This window comes from Pseudanabaena sp. CCNP1317 (genome assembly GCF_034931345.1).
GTDB classification, from domain to species: domain Bacteria; phylum Cyanobacteriota; class Cyanobacteriia; order Pseudanabaenales; family Pseudanabaenaceae; genus Pseudanabaena; species Pseudanabaena galeata.
In genome coordinates, this window is record NZ_JAYGIF010000004.1 from 87,802 (window position 1) to 110,610 (window position 22,809).

Consider the following 22,809-nt stretch of genomic DNA (forward strand, 5'->3'; position numbering starts at 1 on the left):
TGGCATGACACTAAGTTATGATCCAATTTCATAATCCGAGAGCTATAGGCATTACTCGGCAGGAGAGTATTTCTTTGATTCCAATCAGCATAGAAATTGTAGAAGGTAATCCGAATCTTGCCTCTCTCTTGGGTTGGCATTTGCAGCAGATTGGCTATTCGGTATTTCAGGCAGTAAGTTGTCAGCAAGCAAAGCTGGTATTTCAAAAACAGCAGCCGAGCTTGGTCATCTTAAGTACCGATCTGCCTGATGGGGATGGTATCGAGTTATGTCGTTGGCTTCATAAGCAAAGAAGTTCCTTAATATTCGTGATTTCATCACGCACCAATGAATCTGACATTGTGGAAGGTTTAAAGGCGGGTGCGGATGACTATTTGACTAAGCCTTTCGGGATGCAGGAATTTCTAGCAAGAGTGGAAGCCTTGACCCGCAGATTACGCACATCTGCGCCCCCCGCTTGCTTAGACTACGGTGTACTGAAGATCGATCTGGTACAACGACAAGTAAGGCTCAAAGGCAATGCGATCGACTTAACGCCTCAAGAATTTAGTTTGTTGTATGTACTCGCGCAATCTGAAGGATTAGCCCTTAGTCGTGCTGAACTTCTGCAACGGGCTTGGCCAGATGAGATTAATAATCCTCGGACTGTGGATACCCATGTTTTATCGTTACGCAAAAAACTAGAGGTTGATCCACAACAGCCCAATCTAATCCAAACAGTCCGCAATATTGGCTATCGATTTAATCCTGAAGCGTTAATGCGATCGCCTTTACGTCCAAATTCTCAAAATTTAAATAACTCCAATAGCGATCGCCCCCCACAATTTACGGCTCCGCCCAGTCGGTCGTTTGCTAAATATTAGGGCAATAAATAAAAGCGGCGCAAAGCGCCGCCTTTATTTATTTGATTATTGCTATTGGTCAGCAATTAATAAAAAGCGAATATGTTCCATATTTTGCTCAGCACGGAGAGCCTGTACCTGCTCTGCTAACTTGGTGCTAGCGATAATTACATCAGGTTGAGATGCGATCGCACTGGCGCGTAAATCATCGTGAGGAGAGATTTTAGATGGTAAGAAACCTTGATTTTGCAACATTTCTATCAATAGCTCGATCGAGCCAAAGTTATCTTCAACCACGAGAATCTTTTTGCCCGTAGAAGCTTTACTAGATAAAAGAATATCTACCTCACGCAACAATATCGCCATATCTAGGGGTTTCGTCACATAACTATCAATACCTAGATGGCGACCCTTGTTTTTGTCATCTAATACAGAAACAATGATAATCGGAATATCTAATGTCGCAGGATCAGATTTGAGGATCGCGGCTACATCGTAGCCACTAATACCCTCCATCACAATATCAAGGGTAATCAGATCAGGGCGACTTTCTCGTACTTTGGCGATCGCATCTTGTCCACTTCCTGCTTCGCGCACAACATATCCTTTGGCTTCCAATTCCTGTCTGAGGAGATTACGGATGCTAGGATCATCATCAATAACAAGAATATTTTTGGGATGATCAATTGCACTTGGGCTGTCAGTTGGAGGTTGACCATCAGACACAACTCTTTTCTTGAGTTGCTCAATGAGAATATCAAAATTAATAGAAGGAAGTTGTTCGGCTCCTGTACTAATCGGCAAAGTGAAAGAGAATGTACTACCTTTGCCAACTTCACTTTCTACCCAAATTTTGCCGCCGTGATGGGCGACGATTTCCTTGGAAATTGGTAGTCCTAGACCTGTTCCTTGAGGCTTATCCGTCAGCGTATCGCCAACTTGCTTAAACTTCTCAAATACTTTCGGCTGATCGGATTCTGAAATGCCTACGCCTTGATCGACAACACTGACCACAATAAATTGATTGTCTTGTCTAACTCGGCAGGTGATACAGCCTTGCTCAGTAAACTTCACAGCATTAGAAATGAGATTAATTACAACTTGGATCAGGCGATCCTTATCTCCATAGACATCTGGCAAATCCACTTCAATTTCCCGTACTGGGGCTAATCCCTTCTGTTCAAAAAGGGCTGAAGTTGCCGAAAAAGCCCGATCAATTACTTCCGTAATTGCCATTGGTTGCATATTCCATTGCATTTTACCAGCTTCGATTTTGGCAACATCTAGAACTTCGTTAATTAGCTTGGTGAGACGCGTTCCCTCAGATACAATAATCTCAATATTTTCACTGACTTGACGCACACTTCGATTCACTTTCTTGTCATCGGTCTGGATTAGAGGAAATATGGACTCTTCCAGCTTTTTCTGAATCAATTTAGCAAATCCCAGTACCGAAGTAAGAGGTGTTCGTAACTCATGGGATACTGTGGAAATGAAGTCTGTCTTCATCCGATCTACTTCTTTCTCGGCAGTAATATCGCGAATGAGAATTACCGTACCTAAATAATTTGTTCCCAAAGGAGTTTGTTCTGAGCTATGTTCTTCGCCAAAAATCGAAGTGGCAACTGCTTTACCAATACGTCGGTCAGGTAAAGAGAACTCATCACTAAAGACTTGTTTGGGATTTTCTCTCGTATTTGTCACTAGATTAGTGATTTCTTCCGCTTTAAATATTTCTTTATAACTTGCAGCCTTAGAAATAGCTTTACTGCTGATCCCGATCATGCCTGCAAGCGCTGGGTTAAATTGGGTAATTTGATCTTCACTATTAACTACCACCAATCCATCTACCATGTTGTCAATGATCGCTTTGATCTCGCTGGTGCGCTGCTCGACTTTCTGCTCTAGGGTCCGACTGTAATCAGCTAATTGTTCTCCAGAAGCCTTAAGTTGAGATGTCATTTGATTAAACGCGATCGCCAAAATCCCAATTTCATCTTCAGTTAATACAGGCGCTTGGGAATTAAGATTACCTCCAGAGACTTGGTTGGCGGCATCGGCGATCGCTAAAATTGGTTGAGAAATTCTTCTCGCAATCAAGTAAACAGCCGTCAATAAGATGCCTGCGGAGCTTAATCCAATCAGCAAAATATCACGAGCTAGGCGATCGGCTGGCTCAAAGGCTTCTGATTGTGAGATTTCTGCAAGTAAGGCCAGATTAAGGTTGTCAATCCAAATAAAACTACCCAGTACAGGAACAGTTTTATAGTTTTTATACAATCCTTCCCCATCTTTTCCTAATGCGGCGGCGGCAATACCTTCACTTGTGATATCTTTGGTAAGTTGCTGATTATCTGCTCCTGCCCCTGAAATCAGAACATTTCTAGCGGTCAGTCTCCCTACTAAATAGGTTTCACCACTCGCACCTAGTCCAGTACGTTCGCGAATGATATCATCCACCCCTTGCAAATCTAGATCAACGGCGACGACACCAATGCGATCTCCTAATTTATTAATTAAGGGCGCAGCAAAAGTCATCGCCGCCTTGCCTGAAATTGGCGATATATAGAAGTTAGGAACAATAACGCGGGATTGGTCGCGAGTAAAGTAAGTAGTGGTATTGCCGAGAGGCTGATATTTTCCTTCTTTTTGTTTGTCGGTGGAAACAATTGTAATCCCATTATTTGTTAGGATCGAAATCTGACGAATATTTGGTTTGACTGAGGATACATCCGCCATAAACTTTTGGAGAGATTCCACAGCCGCTTTAAACTCTGGAGATTCGCGATCTTTCGTAAAAGTGATTTCAGAATTAACGATCAGGTCTGGTAACTGCGTCATCAAAATTACATCACGCCGTTGATTATCAACCCATTGATTTACTTGAGCTTCCTTTAACGATGTGGCTACTGCGAGTCTATCAATTACTGATTTCCTCAGAGCATCACGACTGCGCGTATTTGCACTTACAGCAACGACTAAAACTGTGACAATCGACAGAACTGAAAAATATGCCACAAGTTGCAGCAGCAAGCGTTTCTTAAATTGGTTGATCATCTTCTATACTCACTTTACTAACGATTCAGAAGGGGATGATAAGCGGAGCGAAGCACCACTTAATCATTCAGATCATTTCCACTGGGTGAAAATATTCTTAATTTGGGCGATCGCTTCATTGGCGGCTTGCTCAGGCGTATTCGCACCTGTCGCTACAGATTTGATGGTTTTCCCCCATATTTGCTTTGCGCCTACTTCTGAATAAGCAGGATTCTGCGATGTATAGAAAGATTTTGTATTCTGAAATTGCTTAGTTGCTGCCAAAATATGGGGGTCTTTGGAATCTTTATAATAGGGATCTTCCAATAATTTGGGCATGGTCGGAAAATACCTTCCTCCTGCACCCTTCAAATAGGTGAGTAAATTATCAGGTTGGATAATGTGGGACAACAAATTTTTGGCAAGATCTTGCCTTGCTTTTTCCTTAGCAATATCATCCTTGTTGTCTCCAACGTTAGCACCAGCAAATATAACTGCTTGCTTCACGGCAACTAAATAGTTGAGAGGTTTGCCATCGGGTGCAAGTGACCATTCTGTTGTTACTAATTTTTTGTTGTAGACCTCCTGATCGAACTGCTGAGAAGCAGGAATAGACAAACCTGGGTTGGTAGTCATGAATGAATTGCGACTTAGAAATACTTGATTATTGTCAGCATCTGTCCATTGCACAGCCGTGGGCGGAACATGTTTACTCTTGTAAAATCCCGCATATTTTGTTAATGCGTCGATAATGCCTTGGCGATTTTTGGGATTATCAACTTGCAATTGTCCATTGTCATCCAGTAACTCAACCCCATAAGCAGTGAGAAACTGCTCAAACATGAAGATCACATCCGTACCTTCCGCAGACATGGGTAGCCCAATCCCATAGAGATCTTTTTTACCTTTGTTGTTAGCGCGGTCTTGGGCTGTTTGCCAGAACTTCCAAAATCCATCCCAATCCTTAGGAATACTAGTGTCATTCATTCCGACATCAGCAAGGAGGTCGCGCCAATAATGTAAGCCAGCCGCTAATTGGGCGATCGGTACTGCATAGTAAGCAGGCTTAGGGTTGGCACTATTCTTATAGGCAACAGCTTTAAGGGCGATCGGGCTAAATAAGTCTTTAACAGGTTCGACAACATCGGAAACATCTACTAATTTATTTTGCCATGCCAATTTTGGATAGAGGGCAAACTCGGCGGTATTACTAAATAAGATATCGGGCGGATTTCCGTTTTCAAGGGCATTTTCAGCATCACGGTTGATCGAGCCATCATTATAAAAAGTGATCTCTACCTTTGTATTATTCTTTTTTTCCCACTCCGCCACAATTTGTGAAAGAGCCTCTGTCTCAGCAGGATAGAAACTTTGAATCCACCAAACCCGAAATTTAGAACTTTTTTCGGGAGTTCGATAGTTTAAAACTGTGGAATCACTACAGGCTGCCAAACCCAAACCTGCTAGAGACAGAGATAATCGATTAAACTGACGACGAAGCATAGGTTTTTAAGATAAAAATCAAGCAAAACTGGAAATCTCAGAATTCAACATAAACATCGTAAAGCAATGTTTATGTTGAATTTTATATGACTAGTTCAACAAGGTCTGGGAGAACTATTGTCCCTATAGGAAAGGGAGCAGTTTTAGGATATTGCATCACCCTGCCTATAAATTTTACACCCGCAGCGATCGCACCTTCATAATCAGCGATCGCATCGCCAACCATCAATACGCGATCAGGCGCGAAATCATATTTCGACAAAATCCTTTGAATAATATCTCCTTTTTGGTCTGGAGAACCATGCACAGACACAAAATAATGGCTCATATTCCGACGTGACACAATCCTTTTTAACTCTTGATCGGGAGTTCCTGACGCTACAAATAGCGGGATAGATTGATAAGTATTTTCTAAAAAATCATAGGCTCCTGACACATAAACTGCATCTACTACTGCATCTTCGACATATTGCGAAAATAGATTTCCCAGTCTCAGTTCCTCTTCTTGGGTTAAAGTTTTACCCAGCAAAACTTCGTGATAATACCGAAACTTGTCAAACCTTGACACGCCTCCATGAAGTAGATGATAGGCTTTCACCTGCTCGACAATGCGATCGCCATATTCTGCGTATAAAGCACCAAAAGCTTGAGTTTTGACATCTACTGACTCCACAAGGACTCCATCAAAATCAAATACGATCGCTTCATATTTTTTAGGGATGCTTTTAGTCATGATTTCGGTCATGGTATTTTGAATCACTTGGCTAAACCTAGATTTACGAGGCTGTCAAACAGATTTTGAGAAGCTTCTTGTTCCATCTGAGTTCTCGCTTCTTTGGCGTAGGAACCCATATGAGGAGTCAAGACAACTTGAGGAAGAGAGAGTAGCTTGCCAGAATATGGTTCTTCTTCAAAAACATCAAGGGCGGCTCCCGCTAAATGACCTGACACCAAAGCCTCGTATAAAGCTTCCTCATCAACTAACCCTCCCCTAGATGCATTCACAAAAATACTGCCAGAAGGCATTTTTTGAATAAAATCGCGATTCACTAAATGATGGTTTTCGGCACTGTAGGGAATATGCAAGGTGACAACGGTTGCTCTCTCAAGAAGTTCATCTAACGATGGCAAACACATAGTATCCGCAAATAGAGAATTGCAAAAAATATCATAAGCGATTGTCTGCGCCCCAAAAGCTCCTAAAAGCTGCCCCACTCGCTTCCCAACCCTTCCGTACCCCACAATCCCTACAACTTGAGCCGCTAATAGTTTACCCATAAGAGGTTTCCAAATCCCTTGTCTCAAGCTCTGATCAGCCTCTGAAGTGCGTCTCAAAGTTGAAAGAATCAAACTCACTGTTAACTCAGCCACTGCAATCACAGGAGCGGTAGGGGTAATGTGAACTGGAATCCCCAATTCTTCAGCCGCCACGAGATCTACACTATCGGTTCCAATTCCACACCGTGAAATTACCTTTAGAGATTTTGTTGATTTTAGAACATTACGAGTCAGCGGTTCAACACCTGCGATCATGCCAACAATAGCGTCATCACTCAGTAGCTCTAAAACCTCTGTTTCCTTGAGCTTTCTACCATAGGGATTTAAAACAATTTCAAAGCCTTGGGCTTGTAAACTTTGCAATACCTGATTGCTTTTTACATCAAAAGACGAAGTACTGATTAGTAGTTTAGGCATGTTTTTATTGCTTTCTAGATTGGTCTTATCAATTCTGTCAAGAATTTTCCAGTAAGTCTACATAACTATGGCTGATATATTCAACTATTTTTCACGCAAAGATTAGATTAAACTAATGATTTTTGTTTATGGATTACATAAAAATATACCTAAAATTAAATTTTATATAGCTGAAGCCAAAGGTGGATTTTATGAAAATAGCCATAACCAAATGGGTATGGTGAACAATAAAAGAACTACTCCAAAAGCTAAGGTGGTAACCGTTAGATCGCGATCAAGATTATAGGCTTGGGCAATTACAAGGGTCGAGAAAGCTGGGGGCATGGCCATTTGTAAAACCATTGCCATCCGAGGTTCTCCCGTTACCCCAAAAAACATTAGCCCTGTACCAACCACTAATGGGGTAAATAGCATCTTAATGGATAGGCAAGTTAAGGCTCTTTTGACGTTGCGGAGAGTCTTTAATTGACTTAGCTGCATCCCAATCATCACAAGGGACAAAGTTACTGTTGTCCAAGCGATCGTACTCATCCCCGATGTAACTACTGTAGGTAAAGGGATAAATCGCATTCCCACCCCAATTGGTAAGCTCCATAAAGCGGGTGTCTTTGCCATTGACACAAATGGATTTGGTGTCTTTTGACCGCCAGACATGCTGCCATAGCGACTAGCCAGAGCGATCCCCACCGAATAAGCCGCGATCGTGGAGCCAATCAGATCATAAAACAGTGACCAAGCAAAATATTGTGGTCCCACCAGAGCCAGACTGACGGGATATCCCATAAAAGCAGTATTTCCCAAAGTCATCGCAAGTAAGAAACTCCCCTGTGTTGCCCCTGACCACGAAGTTTCATGCTCTATGGTTGCATCCATACTAGGACTTGTTTCCACATTCTTTTCTCTAGAAGTAATCCCCCTTGATAACTTACTAAATCTTTCGTCACTTACACCAAGATCGATCCAAATCCAAGCTAGTCCTGCACCGACTAAAATTGCTACCCAAGCTGTAGTTGGAGCAATCACGATCCATCCCGATAGATCCGCTTGACGCAGAAAAGAAATAATACTGATCGGAACACCCACAAACAGTAAAGCCTTACCGAGATAAGTAGTAAAGATTTTGGGGAGGAGCTTTCCTAAGACATAGCCTAAGAGAGTCCATCCAATTAATCTCACGTAGAGCATGACGAGAGGGTTTTCTAACGTGAACATAAAATTTCAACCATAAGAAATAAATTAAAGGGCTATTTTAGATTTTAGAGAATTGGTGGGGCGGCAAAGCCGCCCCACCAATTTTGGTTTTATAACTGTCCCCCGTTTACATCAACGATCGCACCTGTCATGTAACTAGATAGCTGCGAAGCTAGAAATAGAATGACATTGACCTGTTCTTCCATTGAGGCAATTCTACCTAGGGGAATGGAGTCGATCAATTTTTGTTCTGCTTCAGGTGGTAAAGTTGCGGCTAGCATTGGTGTGTAGGTTTGACTGGGACAAACCACATTGACATTAATTTGAAAAGGGGCTAGCTCGTAAGCAAGCTGTCTTGTAAAGCCAATTACTCCTGCTTTTGAGGTAACGTAATGAATTCCTGACAATTTACTGCGAAAATGCCCCGCGATCGAGGAAACATTGATGATTTTGCCGCTTTGTTGTTGCTTCATGATTGGCACTACATGTTTGCAACAGAGAAACTGACTCGTGAGATTTGTTGCCATAACGTTGTTCCAATCTTCGAGGGAAATATCCTCAATCTTGGCAACTTGGTTAATTGCAGCATTATTAATCAAGATATCAATCTGTCCATAGGTCTGAAAGACTGTGGCGATCGCTTGTTTAACTTGATCTTCATCAGAAACATCACAGGGAATCGACAATGCTGATTTACCCGTTGCATTTAGTTCTGAAGCGATCGCCTCTGCACCACTACGCGAGATAAACACAGTATGCGCTCCGTAAAGCGCGATCGCTTCAGCCACTGCCAGACCGATGCCACTACTTGCCCCAGTAATAATAGCCACTTTCCCCTTAAAATCGTGGGGAAATTCATGGGGTTTAGTCATAAGCTGAATTAACTAATTTTTTAAATGTTTTTTGAGTAATGAATTGCTGCGCTTAGCGCAGCAATTCATTACTCAAAAACATGATCTTCCACAAAAATATGATTTACATCAGGTTTGCCGATCGCCAAACGGATTGAAGGTTTATCACCAACAACGCGAATATTATGGATTACCTTGCGCGGCACAAAAATGATGTCATCCTTGGTAGCATGGTAAGCTCCATGTCCATCCACATCCCACTCTAACTCGCCTTCCATGATTACCCACCACTCATCTTCGTTGGCATGATAGTGAGTACGATTACTTTCACCAGGTTTTTGACAAATCATAACCGCACTCATCATGTCGGTATAAATGAGACGTACCGACCAAGATGGTTCACCCATCTCTTTTTTGATGTCTTCTAAACGATTAAAAATACGGTTGATGCTGTCATGGGTATTCGCTTTGGCAACACCATCATCTTTCATTACCGTAGCAAGGTCGCGGTCTTGTTTGGCGATCGTGGTCATAGCTGAATTACTCCATTTAACTTTCATGAAAATTATCATAATAAATATAAAGGCACGCTTAGCGTGCCTTTATATTTATTAGAACGAGAACGTTGTGCGAATTACACCAACAGTTGCAGTTGGGTTAGTACTCACACCTTCAGGATTAAACACCCAGAAAACTCCAGGGGTGATGCTGATATTCCTGCTGAGACGATAACGATAGAACAGTTCTAAATGATAGGGAGTCGAATTAACTGCTCCCAAATTTGCCAAGCCACCAACTGATGAGCGGTTAATCGGCTGTCCAAATAGAACACTTCCCATACTACCTTCGCTAAATAAATCATTGAAGGTTAAACCTGCGATCCAACTGGTGAAGGTGGTTGAAGCGGAAGTGTTAACGGCATCAGCAAAAATCACGGTTCCCCAAGTATGGAAAGAGATTTTTGGGGTGATTTTCCAAGCTAAGTTGCCTGCGATCGAGTTAGCTCTAGTTGAACCAGCTACAGCATTAATCCCATCAGTAGTAATAGATTCTGAGTTAGTTAGCCCAGTTCCCAAAGAACTTCTGCCATTACCTGCAAACTGATGGTAAGTATTTGCGTAGGTGACGGAAGCATCTAGATTTTCAGCAGGTTTGAACAAAAGCTGAACTAGAGCAATGGTTGATCCACCAAACAAACCACCCTGTCCACCAGGTGCAGGCGAAGCTGTGTTGGATGCACCGTAACCTGCTTGAATCTTAAATTGGTCGGAAACTTTCCAATCAAAGGCAAATAGAGAAGATGTGCCAGCAATACGCATCAGGGGATCAAAGCGACCGAACCGAGAAATTGAACCTTGACCATTACTAGCTACAGGTGAAAGTACGGTGAAGAACTCATCTGGGAAGCTGATGGGAGCAACATAAAGAGTTAACTTGTCAGAGACAGGAAACTTGTAATCAAGAAGGTTTAATACAAATGAGTTGTCTGTAGTGGAAGACCCAGGACCAATTCTGGCAGTGTTAGTTCCTAGCAAGTTGGCGAGACTATTTCCGCCGCCAGTGCCTGCGAGGTTGTTACCTGCTTCCAAGCGAGTTCGGAGTGAGTCTTTACCTGTAAAGCTGGTATTGAGGACAAGGCGAGTACGATTGCCTAAAGTGACATTGGATCTGGCATCCGCAGGTCCACCGCTACCTGCGGTTAGTGAGAAGATTGCTTCGCCAGTGAGTTTTGTCGTGGTGGAAAACTGTTGTGCTTCTAGCTTGGCAGTTTTGGCATCAAGGGCATCAACACGACCACGTAAAGTAGCAAGCTCTGCGGCAAACTCTTCCTGTAGCTTTTGTAGGGTAGCTAAGTCTTCTTTGCTAACTTTGTCAGCTAAGCCAGCCGAGATGATTTCATTGATTTTGTCAAGACAAGCATTCAGCCCTGCGGCAAATTCGTAACGGCTAGTAGCTTGTTTGCCACGATAAGTACTATCTGGGTAGCCTGCAATACATCCGTAGCGCTCAACCAGAGATTGCAATGCGGTGAAAGCCCAGTCGGTTGGTCTTACATCACTAAGCTGAGATACAGATGTAACATTTTGCGCTTGAGTGGTTAAAGGGTCTAGTGGTATAGCTTTATAACTGTCAGTCTTGATAGGCGATGTCGGTGTTTCTGCATGTGCAAGATGCGGTGACATAGACAAAGCTGTTAAAAAAGACAAGCACGCTACAGTACGAGCAGAAGAACTTTTTACCTTAAACATCCTAAAGATTATCCTCTTGGTACACCTATATATAAGGTTAAACTTCTTAGCCTTGGATGTCAAAGGCATATTTGGCTGATATTTTAAAGCAGATAAATAATGATGGCGAGCAATGCACCCTCACAAATCTATCTGCTTAAGCTGGCTAATGTGGTCTTGAGTGTCAATTGATTAAGAGTATTTAGCTCTTGTTGAGGGTGACTGAGTAGACGCGATCGCATCTCATCACACAAACCCTGAACATTAGTAAAATCTGCACCTGCGATACTTTCAAATCTCTCAAAATCAGCATCAGTGAGATCGGCGGCACGGAGATCAACTCCCGCCAAATTTGCCCCATTTAATCGAGCTTTGCGTAAATAAGCGCCAGTCAAAACGGCTTTGCGTAAATCCGCTTGCACTAATCGCGCTCCCGCCAAATTTGCACCCGTCAGATCGGCTCCACCCAGATAAGCACCGATCAAATTTGCATTTTGTAAATCTGCATCTTTGAGATTAGCTGTATTTAGTGGCGCACCATTCAGACTTGCATTTGGTCCGATCGCCCCTGAAGTCTTGTAGGCGAAATTTTCAGGAAAAATAGTTTGACTGTTATACCTTGCCCCTTGCAATTTAGCATCGGTCAAATTTGCCCCGCTTAAATCAGCACCACTGAAATCAACTCGATACAGATAAGCACCTTGAAGATTAGCTCTTTTTAGTATGGCTTGACGGAGATTTGAACTACGGAGATCAGCCTTACAGAGATTAGCTTCACTTAAATTTGTCAAACTTAAATTCGCCCTAATTAGGATTGCCTCTTGGAGGTCGGCTTTTTGCAAATCACATTCACTTAAGTTAATCTGATATAAGTCTTCTCTGGTTAATGTAATCCCAGCTTTGATCGCAGCTACAACTTGTTGGGCGCTTTTTGACATAACTATATGATTTGATTGAAACTATTGCGATGTAATTGCGTTGCGGGCACTTTTTACCCACAAAAAAAATTACAAAAAATTACTTTGCAACACTACCAAATTTTTGGTGTCACTTTGTTGAGTTAGGTGGCGCGAATTGCTGCCTAACCTAATAAAGCGATCATAGGCTTCTTTCCAGTTTTAAGCAAAAATCTGGGTTTAGCGATCGCACTTTACGGTAACTTTCCTTAAGTAAGTAATCCTAAATAATTTTCACAAAGTGTTGTTAAGTGTTATGCAATTTAATAAAGAAACAGATTTTTGATGGTGCGGTTTCGCAGAACCATCAAAAATCTGTTTCTTTACTTTACGGAGAAGCCCTAAGCAACATTTTGTGAAAATTATTTGTTTTGAGATAAGGAGTTTTCACAGTGCTTGTTCCGCCGATGACAATGATGGACTTTTTCAAAAAAAGTGAAGGAGTTTGGTTTATTCATCGCACCGTACATCATTTTGATAGTGTCGCCGATGAATCTGGGGAATCGAAAATCCATGTCAATTTTGTTGCTAAGAACGATACCAGAGTCCAAACAATCTGCACATCGCAAGGTGTTGATTTGGCGATCGCCTCCTGTGGTGCAAGTTTTATGTGGCAACCCCATGAAGAGGGCGGGGCGGAGCCAAATCCTGACCATGCCGCAGTTTTAGTGGATGTACCAGACGATCAAACAGGGCGATCGGGCAAATTATTACGAAATCAAGGATATGTCGAAAAAATACCTGTGGTTAGCCGCTATTGGTTTGGTAACGATGGTATTTTGACTATTGATACAGAATATGACAATAATCAGGGGCAAGAACGCTGTTGGTTTATCACCGATGATTTTCGCGTGCGGGCGAGTACTGTACTTATGAATAATGGCGTTTATTTGATGACTTACTGCTCTGAGCGCCGATGTGTGGGTGATGCAGATTTAGAGATGATGGTGCAGCGTAATAAAATGTTGTAAAGACAGAGAGAAGCGCTATCTTGACAAAATTAGTGGGATTTTATGCTCGAAAATCATCTTCAACAATGGCTACAATTAGCACGACAAGAAGCCATTAGGGGAAAGCTGCCAAGTTATATTCCTTTGCTGGCTAAGGCTGATCCAGCTTTGATCGCGATCGCGATTCAGCAGGTACAAGGCGATCTCATCATGGCTGGTGACAGCGCCACAACTTTTTCGTTGATGAGCATAATCAAGCCATTTTTGTTACTTTATTTGCTGGAAAATCTTGGTAGAGATGCAGTTTTTCAGATAGTTGACTATCAACCGAGTAACGATCCGTTTAATGCAATTCCTGATGACAAGCCCAAAAATCCGATGATTAATAGTGGTGCGATCGCACTTTCTTCACTATTAAGCTCCTGTGATACTTTACAAAATTGGCTCAATCAACGCTCTGGAGCAAATCTGGTGATCGATTTAGCCATGTTAGATTCTGTGCGATCAGTGCCTAATCGACGGAACTTAGCGATCGCCGATCAACTTCAATATTTGGGAATAATTGCGAATCCTAGTCAAGCCCTTACAGTTTATGAAGAAATTTGTTGTTTGCGCGGTAATGTTCAAGATCTGGCGCAAATAGGCACTTTATTAGTTAGTGCTGAGCGATCGCCACATATCCCCATAGTTTTAGAAATCATGTCTCAATGTGGCATGTATGAGTCATCAGCAGACTTTGCCAAAGATCTGGGATTACCTTCAAAGTCCAGTATTAGTGGGGCTTTGTTATCAATTATTGTTGATAAAGCGGCGATCGCCTGCTATAGCCCTGCTCTTGATGACTTTGGAAATTCCGTTGCGGGAGTATTTCTAGTTCGACAGGTTAAAAGTTATAGTCAATCTTAAATTTAGTAGTGCGTGGCTTCGCTGCACAATACTGAATTATAAATAGCCCTAAATATTCGCTAAAAAATTGAATTTTTCGATAGTTATTTGCGATCGTGTATATACAGCTACCTTTATCCGATAAAATTAAAAACGCTAAAAAGTTTTTGGTAGTAAGCAGAGAATAAGTAAATGAGTACCTTTGAGCAAGTTCAAGAAATCGTTGCATCCCAATTAGGCGTTGATAAAGCCGAAGTTAAGCCTGAAGCTAGCTTTGCGAACGACCTTGGCGCTGACTCTCTCGATACTGTCGAATTGGTTATGGCCTTAGAAGAAAAATTCGGCGTTGAAATCCCCGACGAAGACGCAGAAAAAATTGCCACCGTGCAGAACGCCGTTGATTACATTGACAGCAAGCAAGCTGCCTAGTGAAATATGAGGGTTGCTTGGCAACTCTCATATTTCGTAAACTCTATCCAAATCATTACGAAATGCAAAACCCTCAGCCCCTCTCTCGCGTCGTTGTCACTGGACTAGGTGCAATCACACCGATCGGTAACACGGTCGAAGAATACTGGCAAGGTCTAGTTGATGGCAAAAACGGGATTACCGAAATTACGCGCTTTGATACTACCGATCATGAATGTCGAGTTGGTGGTGAAGTAAAAGATTTTGATCCTCTTGCTTATGTCCCAGCCAAAGAAGCGCGACGTATGGATCGCTTTGCTCAATTTGGTGTGAGTGCCAGTATCCAAGCTTTGCGCGATGCAAATCTAGAAATAACGCCTCTTAATGCTCCTCAGATTGGGGTTTTGCTAGGTACTGGCATTGGCGGATTACAAGTACTCGAAGATCAGCATGAAATTATCCGCACCAAAGGACCTAGTCGTTGCAGTCCATTTATGATTCCGATGATGATCGGTAATATGGCCGCAGGTTTGACGGCAATTCATACGGGCGCACAGGGACCAAATTCCTGCACGGTGACTGCTTGTGCGGCGGGTTCCAATGCGATCGGCGATGCATTTCGTTTAGTACAGAGTGGATTTGCCCAAGCAATGATCTGTGGTGGTACTGAAGCGGCGATTACACCACTCGGCTTTGCAGGTTTTGCCTCAGCAAGAGCCATGTCTCGTCGCAATGACGATCCTGCCCATGCTTCCCGTCCCTTTGATAAAGATCGCGATGGCTTTGTGATGGGCGAAGGCGCAGGAATTTTGATTATTGAAAATCTCGAACATGCTCTAGCGCGTGGAGCAAAAATCTATGCCGAAATCGTGGGCTATGGTTGTACCTGCGATGCCTACCACATGACCTCACCTTCTCCCAATGGTGAAGGTGCAGTCAGAGCTATGTCCCTAGCTCTTAAGGATGGTGATATTGAACCTGAGATGGTGGACTATATCAATGCCCACGGTACAAGTACCTCGGCAAATGATAGTACTGAAACGAAAGCCATCAAGAAAGTTTTGGGCGATCATGCCTATAAGGTTGCCGTTAGTTCCACTAAGTCGATGACGGGGCATTTGCTGGGCGGCTCTGGTGGCATTGAGGCTGTAGCAACAGTTTTGGCAGTGAAAAATGATATTGCACCGCCAACGATGAACCTAGAAAATCCTGATCCTGATTGCGATTTAGACTATGTGCCTAACAAGTCTCGTCCGATGACGATTAATGTGGCGACTTCTAACTCCTTTGGATTTGGTGGTCATAATGTCACTCTAGTGTTCAAAAAATATCAATAGGCTCAATATAGCGAGCGTCAGTCTTGTTAAAAAGTGAGGGGCGGCGCTTCGCGCCGCCCCTCACTTTTTAACTAAAAAAGCTGCCGTGCTTTGCACGGCAGCTTTTTTGTTTTTTATTATGCATCAATAAATAGATCGGAACCTTCTTGAGTGACGGTAAAACTTTTCACATCAGTAGAAGTTTTGCCCATCGCGATCATTTTCTTGGCAACATTAGGTAAAGGAATCCCGACAAAAGATTCTACCCATTCAGTATTCTTGCCAGTACAAACTTCAAACTTGGAACCGTGGAAAGGACAAGTAATTACACCATTTTCAAACTTGCCTTTGGCTAGGGGTAGTCCAAAGTGAGGGCATTTATTTGCGATCGCGCAATATTTATCACCAACTTTTGCAACGATGACAGATTGTCCATTGGCGCTAGTTTTCAGAACTTTATCAGAACTGACATCAGTAGCGGAGGCAATTTTGACTTTAGCCATTTGTTTTATTAATTAATGAATTTAGTAATGTAAGACACCAAAAAACTATATCACAAGGCACATTTACCCTAACAGAGAATGGCAACGCAAAGCGCTGCCATTCTCTGTTAGGGCTTAACGCAGTGGCACAAAGTCATAGCCAACGCCTGAGCGATCGCCTTTACTCACTTTTACTAAAATCGAAGGATTTGCCCGATCGCCTGATGGCTGAAAGGAAATTTTTCCTGCGGCTCCTTCGAGTTCAAAGGTATTACTAGATAGAGTTTGTTGTAGTCCTGCACGGGTAGCATTTTGGCGAAGTCCGCCTGCGATCGCCAATGTCGCATCGTAACTAGTCGCACTGCGCCAATTTACATCGCCGCCCCACAGTTTTACCGCATTATCCGCAAAGGGATTATTAGCTAAAAACTCAGGATGCCAAGGTACAGTTAGCACCATGTCGGCGATCGCCCCTTGTCCGAGTTGCAAAGTTTTAAAAGTATACAAAGTTCCGTCACCTAGCAATAACAGGCGATTTCTGGCAATAACGGCAATTTCGATCCCCTTTTCGATCTTTTCGACACCCGGAGATAGTAACAATGCATCGACGCGATCGCTCAACATCTCCTCAATGACCTTATCGGCATTAAAGTTGGGATTCGATAAATCACAATTTACACGGCTGATTTTTGAGCCATCCGAAAATACAGCGGCAGTAAATTCTTCTTGCAGGGACTGACTAGCCTTTGCAGAAGCATTAAAGCAAATACCAATATTTTTCTTGTTTTGCTGTTTAACAACATATTGAGATAGCGCATTGGCTTGAAACCTCACACTTGGCACTGACCGAAAAATATGGCTTCCTGCCCCTGAAAGCTCTTTAGCTGTGCTAGTCGATGACATCATAACTAGTCCTCCAGCTTGATAGGTTGGGACAGTGGCGATGGAAACCTCACTGGAGTTATGTCCGATCACGGCAAGAATACTTTGATCTTGGACTAACGCTTGGGCAACTTTTGTGCCAATGTCGATTTTATTGTCGTCATTAACGATCACAATTTTTAAGGGTATGCCATTAATACCGCCCTGACTGTTTATCTCAATTTGCGCTTGGGCAACACCACGCAAAATCTCTTTAGCCACATTGAGATTGCCACCAATCGGCACACTTACCGCGATTGTCAAGGATTTTTGATCGCCAATTTTGGCGTTATTTAGATAAATAACTGCTTCAGGATCGCTACGCTGTTTACTGAGCGAGGCTTCCCATTTGGTAATTGCGGTGGCGTAATCTTTTTTGGCGATCGCGGCGATCGCCTGTTCCTTGTCTGAATTAATTTCAGATGTTATCAGTATTTTTTCGCCTTCACTTTTGCGTGATGCTAAGTCGAAGTTCGTATTGCTAGCTGTGGTATTGCTATCAATAGCGATCGGGGTTTGGTTTTTCGTAAAGAATAAAATACCAGCAGCAGCCAGTCCACCACAGATAGCCAAGGTTAGCCCTAACACCAATACTTCTTTCTTGTTGTTTGCCATATTTCTCACAGGAAGTTAAAAAGGATATTTTCCCTGATTTCTGTGCAAATATGTAAGCTCAAAAATAGGGGAGGCGTTTAGCACCTCCCCTATTTTTGAGCTTATATAGCAATGTAAGTTTTGCTTAGGACATAAAACCAAAAAGATGAGTGGCGGCGCGAAGCGCCGCCACTCATCTTTTTGGTTTTGTCAGAAAATGCTAGAAAAAAAGACCAGACTTTTTCTGTTCCAAGAACTTGCTTGTTAATGTCTTGATTGATGTCATCAAATATCAGCATTTTTATCGTTAAAAACAAGTTTGAGGCTGATAGAGAAAATGCCAGAATTCCTGAGAACCTTGCTAATAAATGTTTTTGAGGCTTTCATCTATACAATTACCTTACATAACCAGTTTAAATAAACTGTGCTAACTTAGCTGTGTCAATCAGAACAACATACAAAATATTTTGTTTTCTACGTTGTTATCTGTATTGATTTTTGGATTAATCTCTAATATTTTCTAGCGAGTCTAACGGATGGGTGTTGGGCAATTGTAAATTGATTAAGAAATTCTAATCATTGAATTGGGAAATTAGTTGGCAAAGGTATTTGTAAATGTGTTGAGTACAAACTATTTGTTTGTTTGCCTGATCAAGCCTATTTATGTCTAATTAGATGGAGATTTAATTAGAAAGTTCCCAATTTAATATCAAGATTTAGAATCAGAATATTATAAAAAACATTTTGACTCGCTAATTTTTGCAGAGATTATCTAAATACAAATAATTAGTGAAATGTGAGGAAAACCATGACTATTGAAGACGCACTCAATATCGTAGATTCTGTTTTGGGAAATAAGAGCCTCAGTACAATTCAAGAGGCAATTTTTCGTCAAACTTGGGAGGGTAAGACCTATTCAGAAATTGCTGAAAAAGCTGGTTATGATGCGGCTTATATTCGTGATGTTGGTTATAAACTATGGCAATTACTGTCAGAAGCTTTTGGCGATCGCGTAACTAAAAATAATTTACAAGTGGTTTTGCGTCGTTATAGCAATCGTGCATTAACTACTAATCCGAATATTAGTAACACTTACCAATCTGCAATCAATTCGCAAATGGTTAGCGCAACTACATCACCTGTGAATTTGCCGATGGCTACAGAGTCATTTAGTCAAGAGATTAGTAATGGTGCTTCTAAGCTTTTGCAACTTCTAGCAAGGGTTTTGACCGAGCCGATTGGCGATCGCCCGATTAATCATCATTGGCAGCAAATCCATGACTCAAATACCGATTCTTCTTTGAAATTAACGATTACCGTAAATCTCAGTATGGCTGATTAAATTAAAAGCCCGCGCTATGCGCGGGCTTTTAATTTAATCGATGGCTTTGCTGGCAATATCCTTGCGGTAATACATCCCGTCGTAAGCAACAAACTCAATGGCGCTATAAACATTGGTGATAGCATTACGAATGTCATCACCCAAAGCCGTTACCCCAAGCACGCGACCGCCATTGGTCACGATGGCATTGTTCTTGAGTTTCGTTCCTGATTGAAACACAAATGCACCTAAGTCTTCAGCTTTACCGATACCCGTAATAAACTGCCCCGTCTCTACTTTATCTGGATAACCACCTGCGGCCATCACCACACATACGGATGACTGCTTTTTCCATCGAATAGGCGGGAAGTTAGCGAGGTTACCTTCGACGCAAGCCATGAGCAAATCATCCAGATTTGTATCCAGTAATGGTAAGACTGCTTGGGTCTCAGGATCGCCCAAACGACAGTTAAACTCCACAACTTTTGGCTCGCCTTCGGGAGTAATCATTAACCCCGCATAGAGACAACCTCGATAATCAATGCCTCTAGCATTTAAAGCGGCGATCGCAGGTTCTAAAACTTGAGTCTGCACTTTTGCCATCAACTCAGGCGTAGCGATCGGCGCGGGTGCATAGGCTCCCATCCCGCCTGTGTTTGGTCCTGTATCACCATCACCGAGACGTTTGTGATCTTGGGCAGGACTGAGGGGGCGAATGGTTTTACCATCGGTGACCGCAAGGACAGATACTTCTTGCCCTGTCATAAATTCTTCGATGACTACGGTTTCTCCTGCGGAGCCGAACTGTCCTGCAAAAATGCGATCGAGCGCTTCAGTGGCTTCTTCGATAGTCATCGCTACGGTGACACCTTTACCGCTAGCTAGACCATCAGCCTTAATCACAATGGGTGCGCCTTGTTGCTGCACATAGGCTTGAGCCGCATCGAGACTCTGAAAAGTAGCACTGGCAGCAGTAGGAATATTCGCTTCTTGCATGAGCGTCTTTGCCCAAGACTTGCTAGATTCAATCTTTGCCCCCTCTTGAGTTGGACCAAAAATCAATGCTTCGGCTGCTTGAAAATAATCAACAATGCCAAGTGCTAGGGGCAGTTCGGGCCCAACAATCGTAAAACCAACACCTTGCACTTGGGCAAACCTTAAAATTCCCTCAAAATCATCAATGCTAAGGGAAACGTTCTGGCAATTGGACATGGTTGCCGTACCGCCATTTCCGGGGATGCAAAAGACGCGATCTATATTGGGAGATTGCAGAAGTTTCCAAGCTAAGGCGTGTTCTCTGCCGCCACTGCCAACTACGAGGACTTTCAAATTACACCTTTAATACTCACACTAGTTTTGCTTTCTGCTTTACCGCACTTTACGATTTGAGCAAATCCCAATAAAAGTTTGAGCAGCTTTACTAAGGGTTCAAAGAACCCGATTTTTTTGTGGCGCAGCGAAGCCGCGCCACAAAAAAATCGGTTCTTTATTTTACTGTATGCCCCTAAGCAAAGCTTTTAAAACATTATTTAGCATTTAGTCAATGGCAAATTGCGATGTAGAAAGCTCTGATTGGTCAGATTGTGGGAAATCATGTACCGATTTGACCAGTATTTAGATGTCCCAAAACTCTAATTTATCAGGAAGCTATTATACCTTGAGGAGTAGAACCTAGGGAAATTTCGTCGCCAAAGCTGACTTTTTTGGTAAATTGAAAGGCTCCTGCGATCGAACCCCACACCCGCTCATTGGTTACTATGTCATATCCACGATCAAGGCTGCTATAGGTATTTTCAGTCACTTCAAACTCAATCGAGAGGTAAGTATCAACACCCTTGCGATTAATGCAACATTTTTTCCCAGATTCGACAGCGCCTTTAAAAGTATGCCGATCGGCGCGATACACCCATTGCGTACAGCCTTCTAATTTGACGATCGCATTAATATCCAGCACCTTCAGCCGATCTTGATCGCGACTAGCACCAAAGAATTTTTCGGCTTCTGTGAGGCGATAGTTGATCATTTCAATGCGATCGTTTTGAAAGATCAGGTGTAAGACGGCTGTGCGATAGGGATGATGTAGCTCATAGTCGTAAGCTTGTTCGAGAAATAGCCATACGCCTTCCTCCGTAATTGGGTTGGGCAAGGGACGAATACCAACGCGGATATGGGCAAAAAATGGGGGGTTGTCGATCGCTTGTTCCCAATTACTATGATCGCCTGCTAGCCATTGAGCAAGGATATATACATCGTTGGGATGGGTAAGTACTGTCATAGATTATTAAATTAAGATAATTAAACGAATTAAATATTAAGTAAAAGAGATGTGAATAGAGCTTAGGGTTCTGCAATTTATTAAGGAACCGATTTTTGATGGCGCGGCGAAGCCGCGCCATCAAAAATCGGTTCCTTATTTTACGGTGAAGCCCTTAGAGCAAGCACAATCAAAATAATTGATCCTGCTAATGATCCTAAAAGTGAGCCTTTGACACGAGTTAACTCTGGCATCTTTATGTTGTGAGGTGGCTTTGCCGCTTCACAACATATTGGCTCTTAGCGATCGCAATTATATATGACCTACTCTGTGGGAATCCCTAAGTCTATGAAAACACAACAATTCTCAGACAAGGACAATTTTAAACTTGAGCAAACCGCTCCTTCTGTCGAAAAAGCAAAGCCCAAACTCACGCCCGAATTGCTTAAACAATTACATAGCCTCGATCAACATCCGCATCGTTTGCCCATTTTCATTGCGTTGTATATGGTGTCGGCATTGGCTGCCTATGAGTTAGTACAGGCGATCGCGACACCTTGGGTATATCTCCTCTGTTTTCCCTTGTATCTTTTGGCAGCAGCTTCTTTGCATGGTATTAGCCTGTTTACCCATGAGGGAGTGCATGGTGTACTTAGTCGCAATCTGCAATGGAATCGGTGGCTCAGTATTCTTTGTGCTTTACCCGTTGGGCAAAATTTTTCCGCTTATAAAGTCTTACATCTCAAGCATCATCAACACTTAGGTGTAGAGGGAGATCCCGATCATTACAAAAACTATACAAAATGGAACTGGTTAACCTTTTTGATGCATTGGGGAAGATTGATAATTGGTTATCCTGTCTATATTGTCGCGATTCCGATTCTTGGCTTTTGGCAGGGAAATCATAGCGATCGCCTATGGATTGCGATCGAAGTGGGCTTGTTGGGCTTACTCGTTACGGCAGTCATACTGTCACCGCTACCTCCAGCTTTGCTAATTCATGGTTGGCTAATTCCGATGCTGTGGATTAACACGATGGTGAATATTCGCGGCATGAGTCAGCACACACTGCTCGAACATGAAGCTGATTTAGTTCGCGGAACCCGCACGATTTTGACAGTTCCCTTAGTGAGATTCTTTATGTGTAATGAGAACTATCATCTAGAACATCATCTCTATCCAGCCGTGCCTTGGTATCATTTACCACGCCTACATCAAGAGTTGAAGTCAGATCTGCTCCAACAGGGCGCACCTTATATTCCTTCCTATTTTTCTTTTGTCCAAGATTTTGTCGCGGCAAGCTTACAGCGTCGGCAGGTCGGTTCTGTTGTGATTAATTGATGTTACGTAGAACTCAGATGGTGAATCTCTTGCTA

Annotated in this window: 20 protein-coding genes; 7 read left to right on the forward strand and 13 right to left on the reverse strand. The window is 42.6% G+C overall.

Translation table 11 applies throughout. The annotated features are described in order from the left end of the window. Positions 1 to 17: 17 nt before the first annotated feature. Positions 18 to 863 carry a response regulator transcription factor gene (locus VB775_RS02740; protein ID WP_281006997.1) on the forward strand — a complete coding sequence of 282 codons (846 nt, stop codon included), beginning with the start codon at positions 18 to 20 and terminating at the stop codon, positions 861 to 863. Positions 864 to 914: 51 nt separating this feature from the next. On the opposite strand, the gene VB775_RS02745 is transcribed toward VB775_RS02740, so the two are convergent. From VB775_RS02745 to VB775_RS02785, 9 genes are all read right to left on the reverse strand, one after another. Further along, entirely contained in the window at positions 915 to 3,899 is a 2,985-nt protein-coding gene (locus VB775_RS02745) for an ATP-binding protein (RefSeq protein WP_281006998.1), read from the reverse strand. 72 nt (positions 3,900 to 3,971) lie between these two features. Beyond that, positions 3,972 to 5,381 (reverse strand): ABC transporter substrate-binding protein, encoded by a 1,410-nt coding sequence (locus VB775_RS02750; protein ID WP_281006999.1) that lies wholly within the window; start codon positions 5,379 to 5,381, stop codon positions 3,972 to 3,974. A gap of 82 nt (positions 5,382 to 5,463) precedes the next feature. Further along, positions 5,464 to 6,114, reverse strand: a complete 651-nt coding sequence (locus VB775_RS02755) for an HAD family hydrolase (RefSeq protein WP_281007000.1) — start codon at positions 6,112 to 6,114, stop codon at positions 5,464 to 5,466. Between the two features lie 23 nt (positions 6,115 to 6,137). Then, positions 6,138 to 7,076 (reverse strand): phosphoglycerate dehydrogenase, encoded by a 939-nt coding sequence (locus VB775_RS02760; protein WP_281007001.1) that lies wholly within the window; start codon positions 7,074 to 7,076, stop codon positions 6,138 to 6,140. Between the two features lie 189 nt (positions 7,077 to 7,265). Next, positions 7,266 to 8,288: an AEC family transporter gene (locus VB775_RS02765; protein ID WP_281007002.1), complete on the reverse strand. Its 1,023-nt coding sequence runs from the start codon at positions 8,286 to 8,288 to the stop codon at positions 7,266 to 7,268. An 89-nt stretch (positions 8,289 to 8,377) separates the two neighbouring features. After that, a complete protein-coding gene (locus VB775_RS02770; protein ID WP_281007003.1) occupies positions 8,378 to 9,139 on the reverse strand; it encodes an SDR family NAD(P)-dependent oxidoreductase in 762 nt (253 codons plus the stop codon). Between the two features lie 68 nt (positions 9,140 to 9,207). After that, a complete protein-coding gene (locus VB775_RS02775; protein ID WP_281007004.1) occupies positions 9,208 to 9,678 on the reverse strand; it encodes a cupin domain-containing protein in 471 nt (156 codons plus the stop codon). Between the two features lie 51 nt (positions 9,679 to 9,729). Continuing rightward, positions 9,730 to 11,301: an iron uptake porin gene (locus VB775_RS02780; protein ID WP_281007005.1), complete on the reverse strand. Its 1,572-nt coding sequence runs from the start codon at positions 11,299 to 11,301 to the stop codon at positions 9,730 to 9,732. 194 nt (positions 11,302 to 11,495) lie between these two features. Continuing rightward, positions 11,496 to 12,284 carry a pentapeptide repeat-containing protein gene (locus VB775_RS02785; protein ID WP_281007006.1) on the reverse strand — a complete coding sequence of 263 codons (789 nt, stop codon included), beginning with the start codon at positions 12,282 to 12,284 and terminating at the stop codon, positions 11,496 to 11,498. A 425-nt stretch (positions 12,285 to 12,709) separates the two neighbouring features. On the opposite strand from VB775_RS02785, the gene VB775_RS02790 reads away from it, so the two are divergent. The 4 genes from VB775_RS02790 to fabF all read left to right on the forward strand — a co-directional run bounded on the left by VB775_RS02790 (position 12,710) and on the right by fabF (position 15,882). Next, positions 12,710 to 13,273, forward strand: a complete 564-nt coding sequence (locus VB775_RS02790; RefSeq protein WP_407073005.1) for a phycobiliprotein lyase — start codon at positions 12,710 to 12,712, stop codon at positions 13,271 to 13,273. 42 nt (positions 13,274 to 13,315) lie between these two features. Then, positions 13,316 to 14,158: a glutaminase gene (locus VB775_RS02795; protein WP_281007008.1), complete on the forward strand. Its 843-nt coding sequence runs from the start codon at positions 13,316 to 13,318 to the stop codon at positions 14,156 to 14,158. A gap of 171 nt (positions 14,159 to 14,329) precedes the next feature. Further along, positions 14,330 to 14,566 carry an acyl carrier protein gene (acpP, locus tag VB775_RS02800; protein ID WP_094536188.1) on the forward strand — a complete coding sequence of 79 codons (237 nt, stop codon included), beginning with the start codon at positions 14,330 to 14,332 and terminating at the stop codon, positions 14,564 to 14,566. Positions 14,567 to 14,628: 62 nt separating this feature from the next. Beyond that, positions 14,629 to 15,882 (forward strand): beta-ketoacyl-ACP synthase II, encoded by a 1,254-nt coding sequence (gene fabF, locus VB775_RS02805; protein ID WP_281007009.1) that lies wholly within the window; start codon positions 14,629 to 14,631, stop codon positions 15,880 to 15,882. Between the two features lie 116 nt (positions 15,883 to 15,998). Here the strand turns inward: fabF and VB775_RS02810 are convergent, their stop codons facing one another. Next, positions 15,999 to 16,364: a Rieske (2Fe-2S) protein gene (locus VB775_RS02810; protein WP_094536189.1), complete on the reverse strand. Its 366-nt coding sequence runs from the start codon at positions 16,362 to 16,364 to the stop codon at positions 15,999 to 16,001. A 114-nt stretch (positions 16,365 to 16,478) separates the two neighbouring features. Beyond that, the gene (locus VB775_RS02815; RefSeq protein WP_281007010.1) at positions 16,479 to 17,879 is read right to left on the reverse strand and encodes an ABC transporter substrate-binding protein; all 1,401 of its coding nucleotides are present in this window, start codon (positions 17,877 to 17,879) and stop codon (positions 16,479 to 16,481) included. 787 nt (positions 17,880 to 18,666) lie between these two features. Between VB775_RS02815 and VB775_RS02820 the strand changes: the two genes are divergently transcribed. Next, positions 18,667 to 19,200: a hypothetical protein gene (locus VB775_RS02820; RefSeq protein WP_281007011.1), complete on the forward strand. Its 534-nt coding sequence runs from the start codon at positions 18,667 to 18,669 to the stop codon at positions 19,198 to 19,200. A gap of 33 nt (positions 19,201 to 19,233) precedes the next feature. On the opposite strand, the gene purD is transcribed toward VB775_RS02820, so the two are convergent. Together purD and VB775_RS02830 are read right to left on the reverse strand one after the other, a co-directional pair. Continuing rightward, positions 19,234 to 20,508 carry a phosphoribosylamine--glycine ligase gene (gene purD / locus VB775_RS02825; protein WP_281007012.1) on the reverse strand — a complete coding sequence of 425 codons (1,275 nt, stop codon included), beginning with the start codon at positions 20,506 to 20,508 and terminating at the stop codon, positions 19,234 to 19,236. Positions 20,509 to 20,818: 310 nt separating this feature from the next. Beyond that, the gene (locus VB775_RS02830; RefSeq protein ID WP_281007013.1) at positions 20,819 to 21,454 is read right to left on the reverse strand and encodes a chromophore lyase CpcT/CpeT; all 636 of its coding nucleotides are present in this window, start codon (positions 21,452 to 21,454) and stop codon (positions 20,819 to 20,821) included. Between the two features lie 327 nt (positions 21,455 to 21,781). Here VB775_RS02830 and VB775_RS02835 point away from each other — a divergent pair, with 327 nt between their 5' ends. After that, positions 21,782 to 22,774: a fatty acid desaturase family protein gene (locus VB775_RS02835; RefSeq protein ID WP_281007014.1), complete on the forward strand. Its 993-nt coding sequence runs from the start codon at positions 21,782 to 21,784 to the stop codon at positions 22,772 to 22,774. Positions 22,775 to 22,809: the final 35 nt, after the last annotated feature.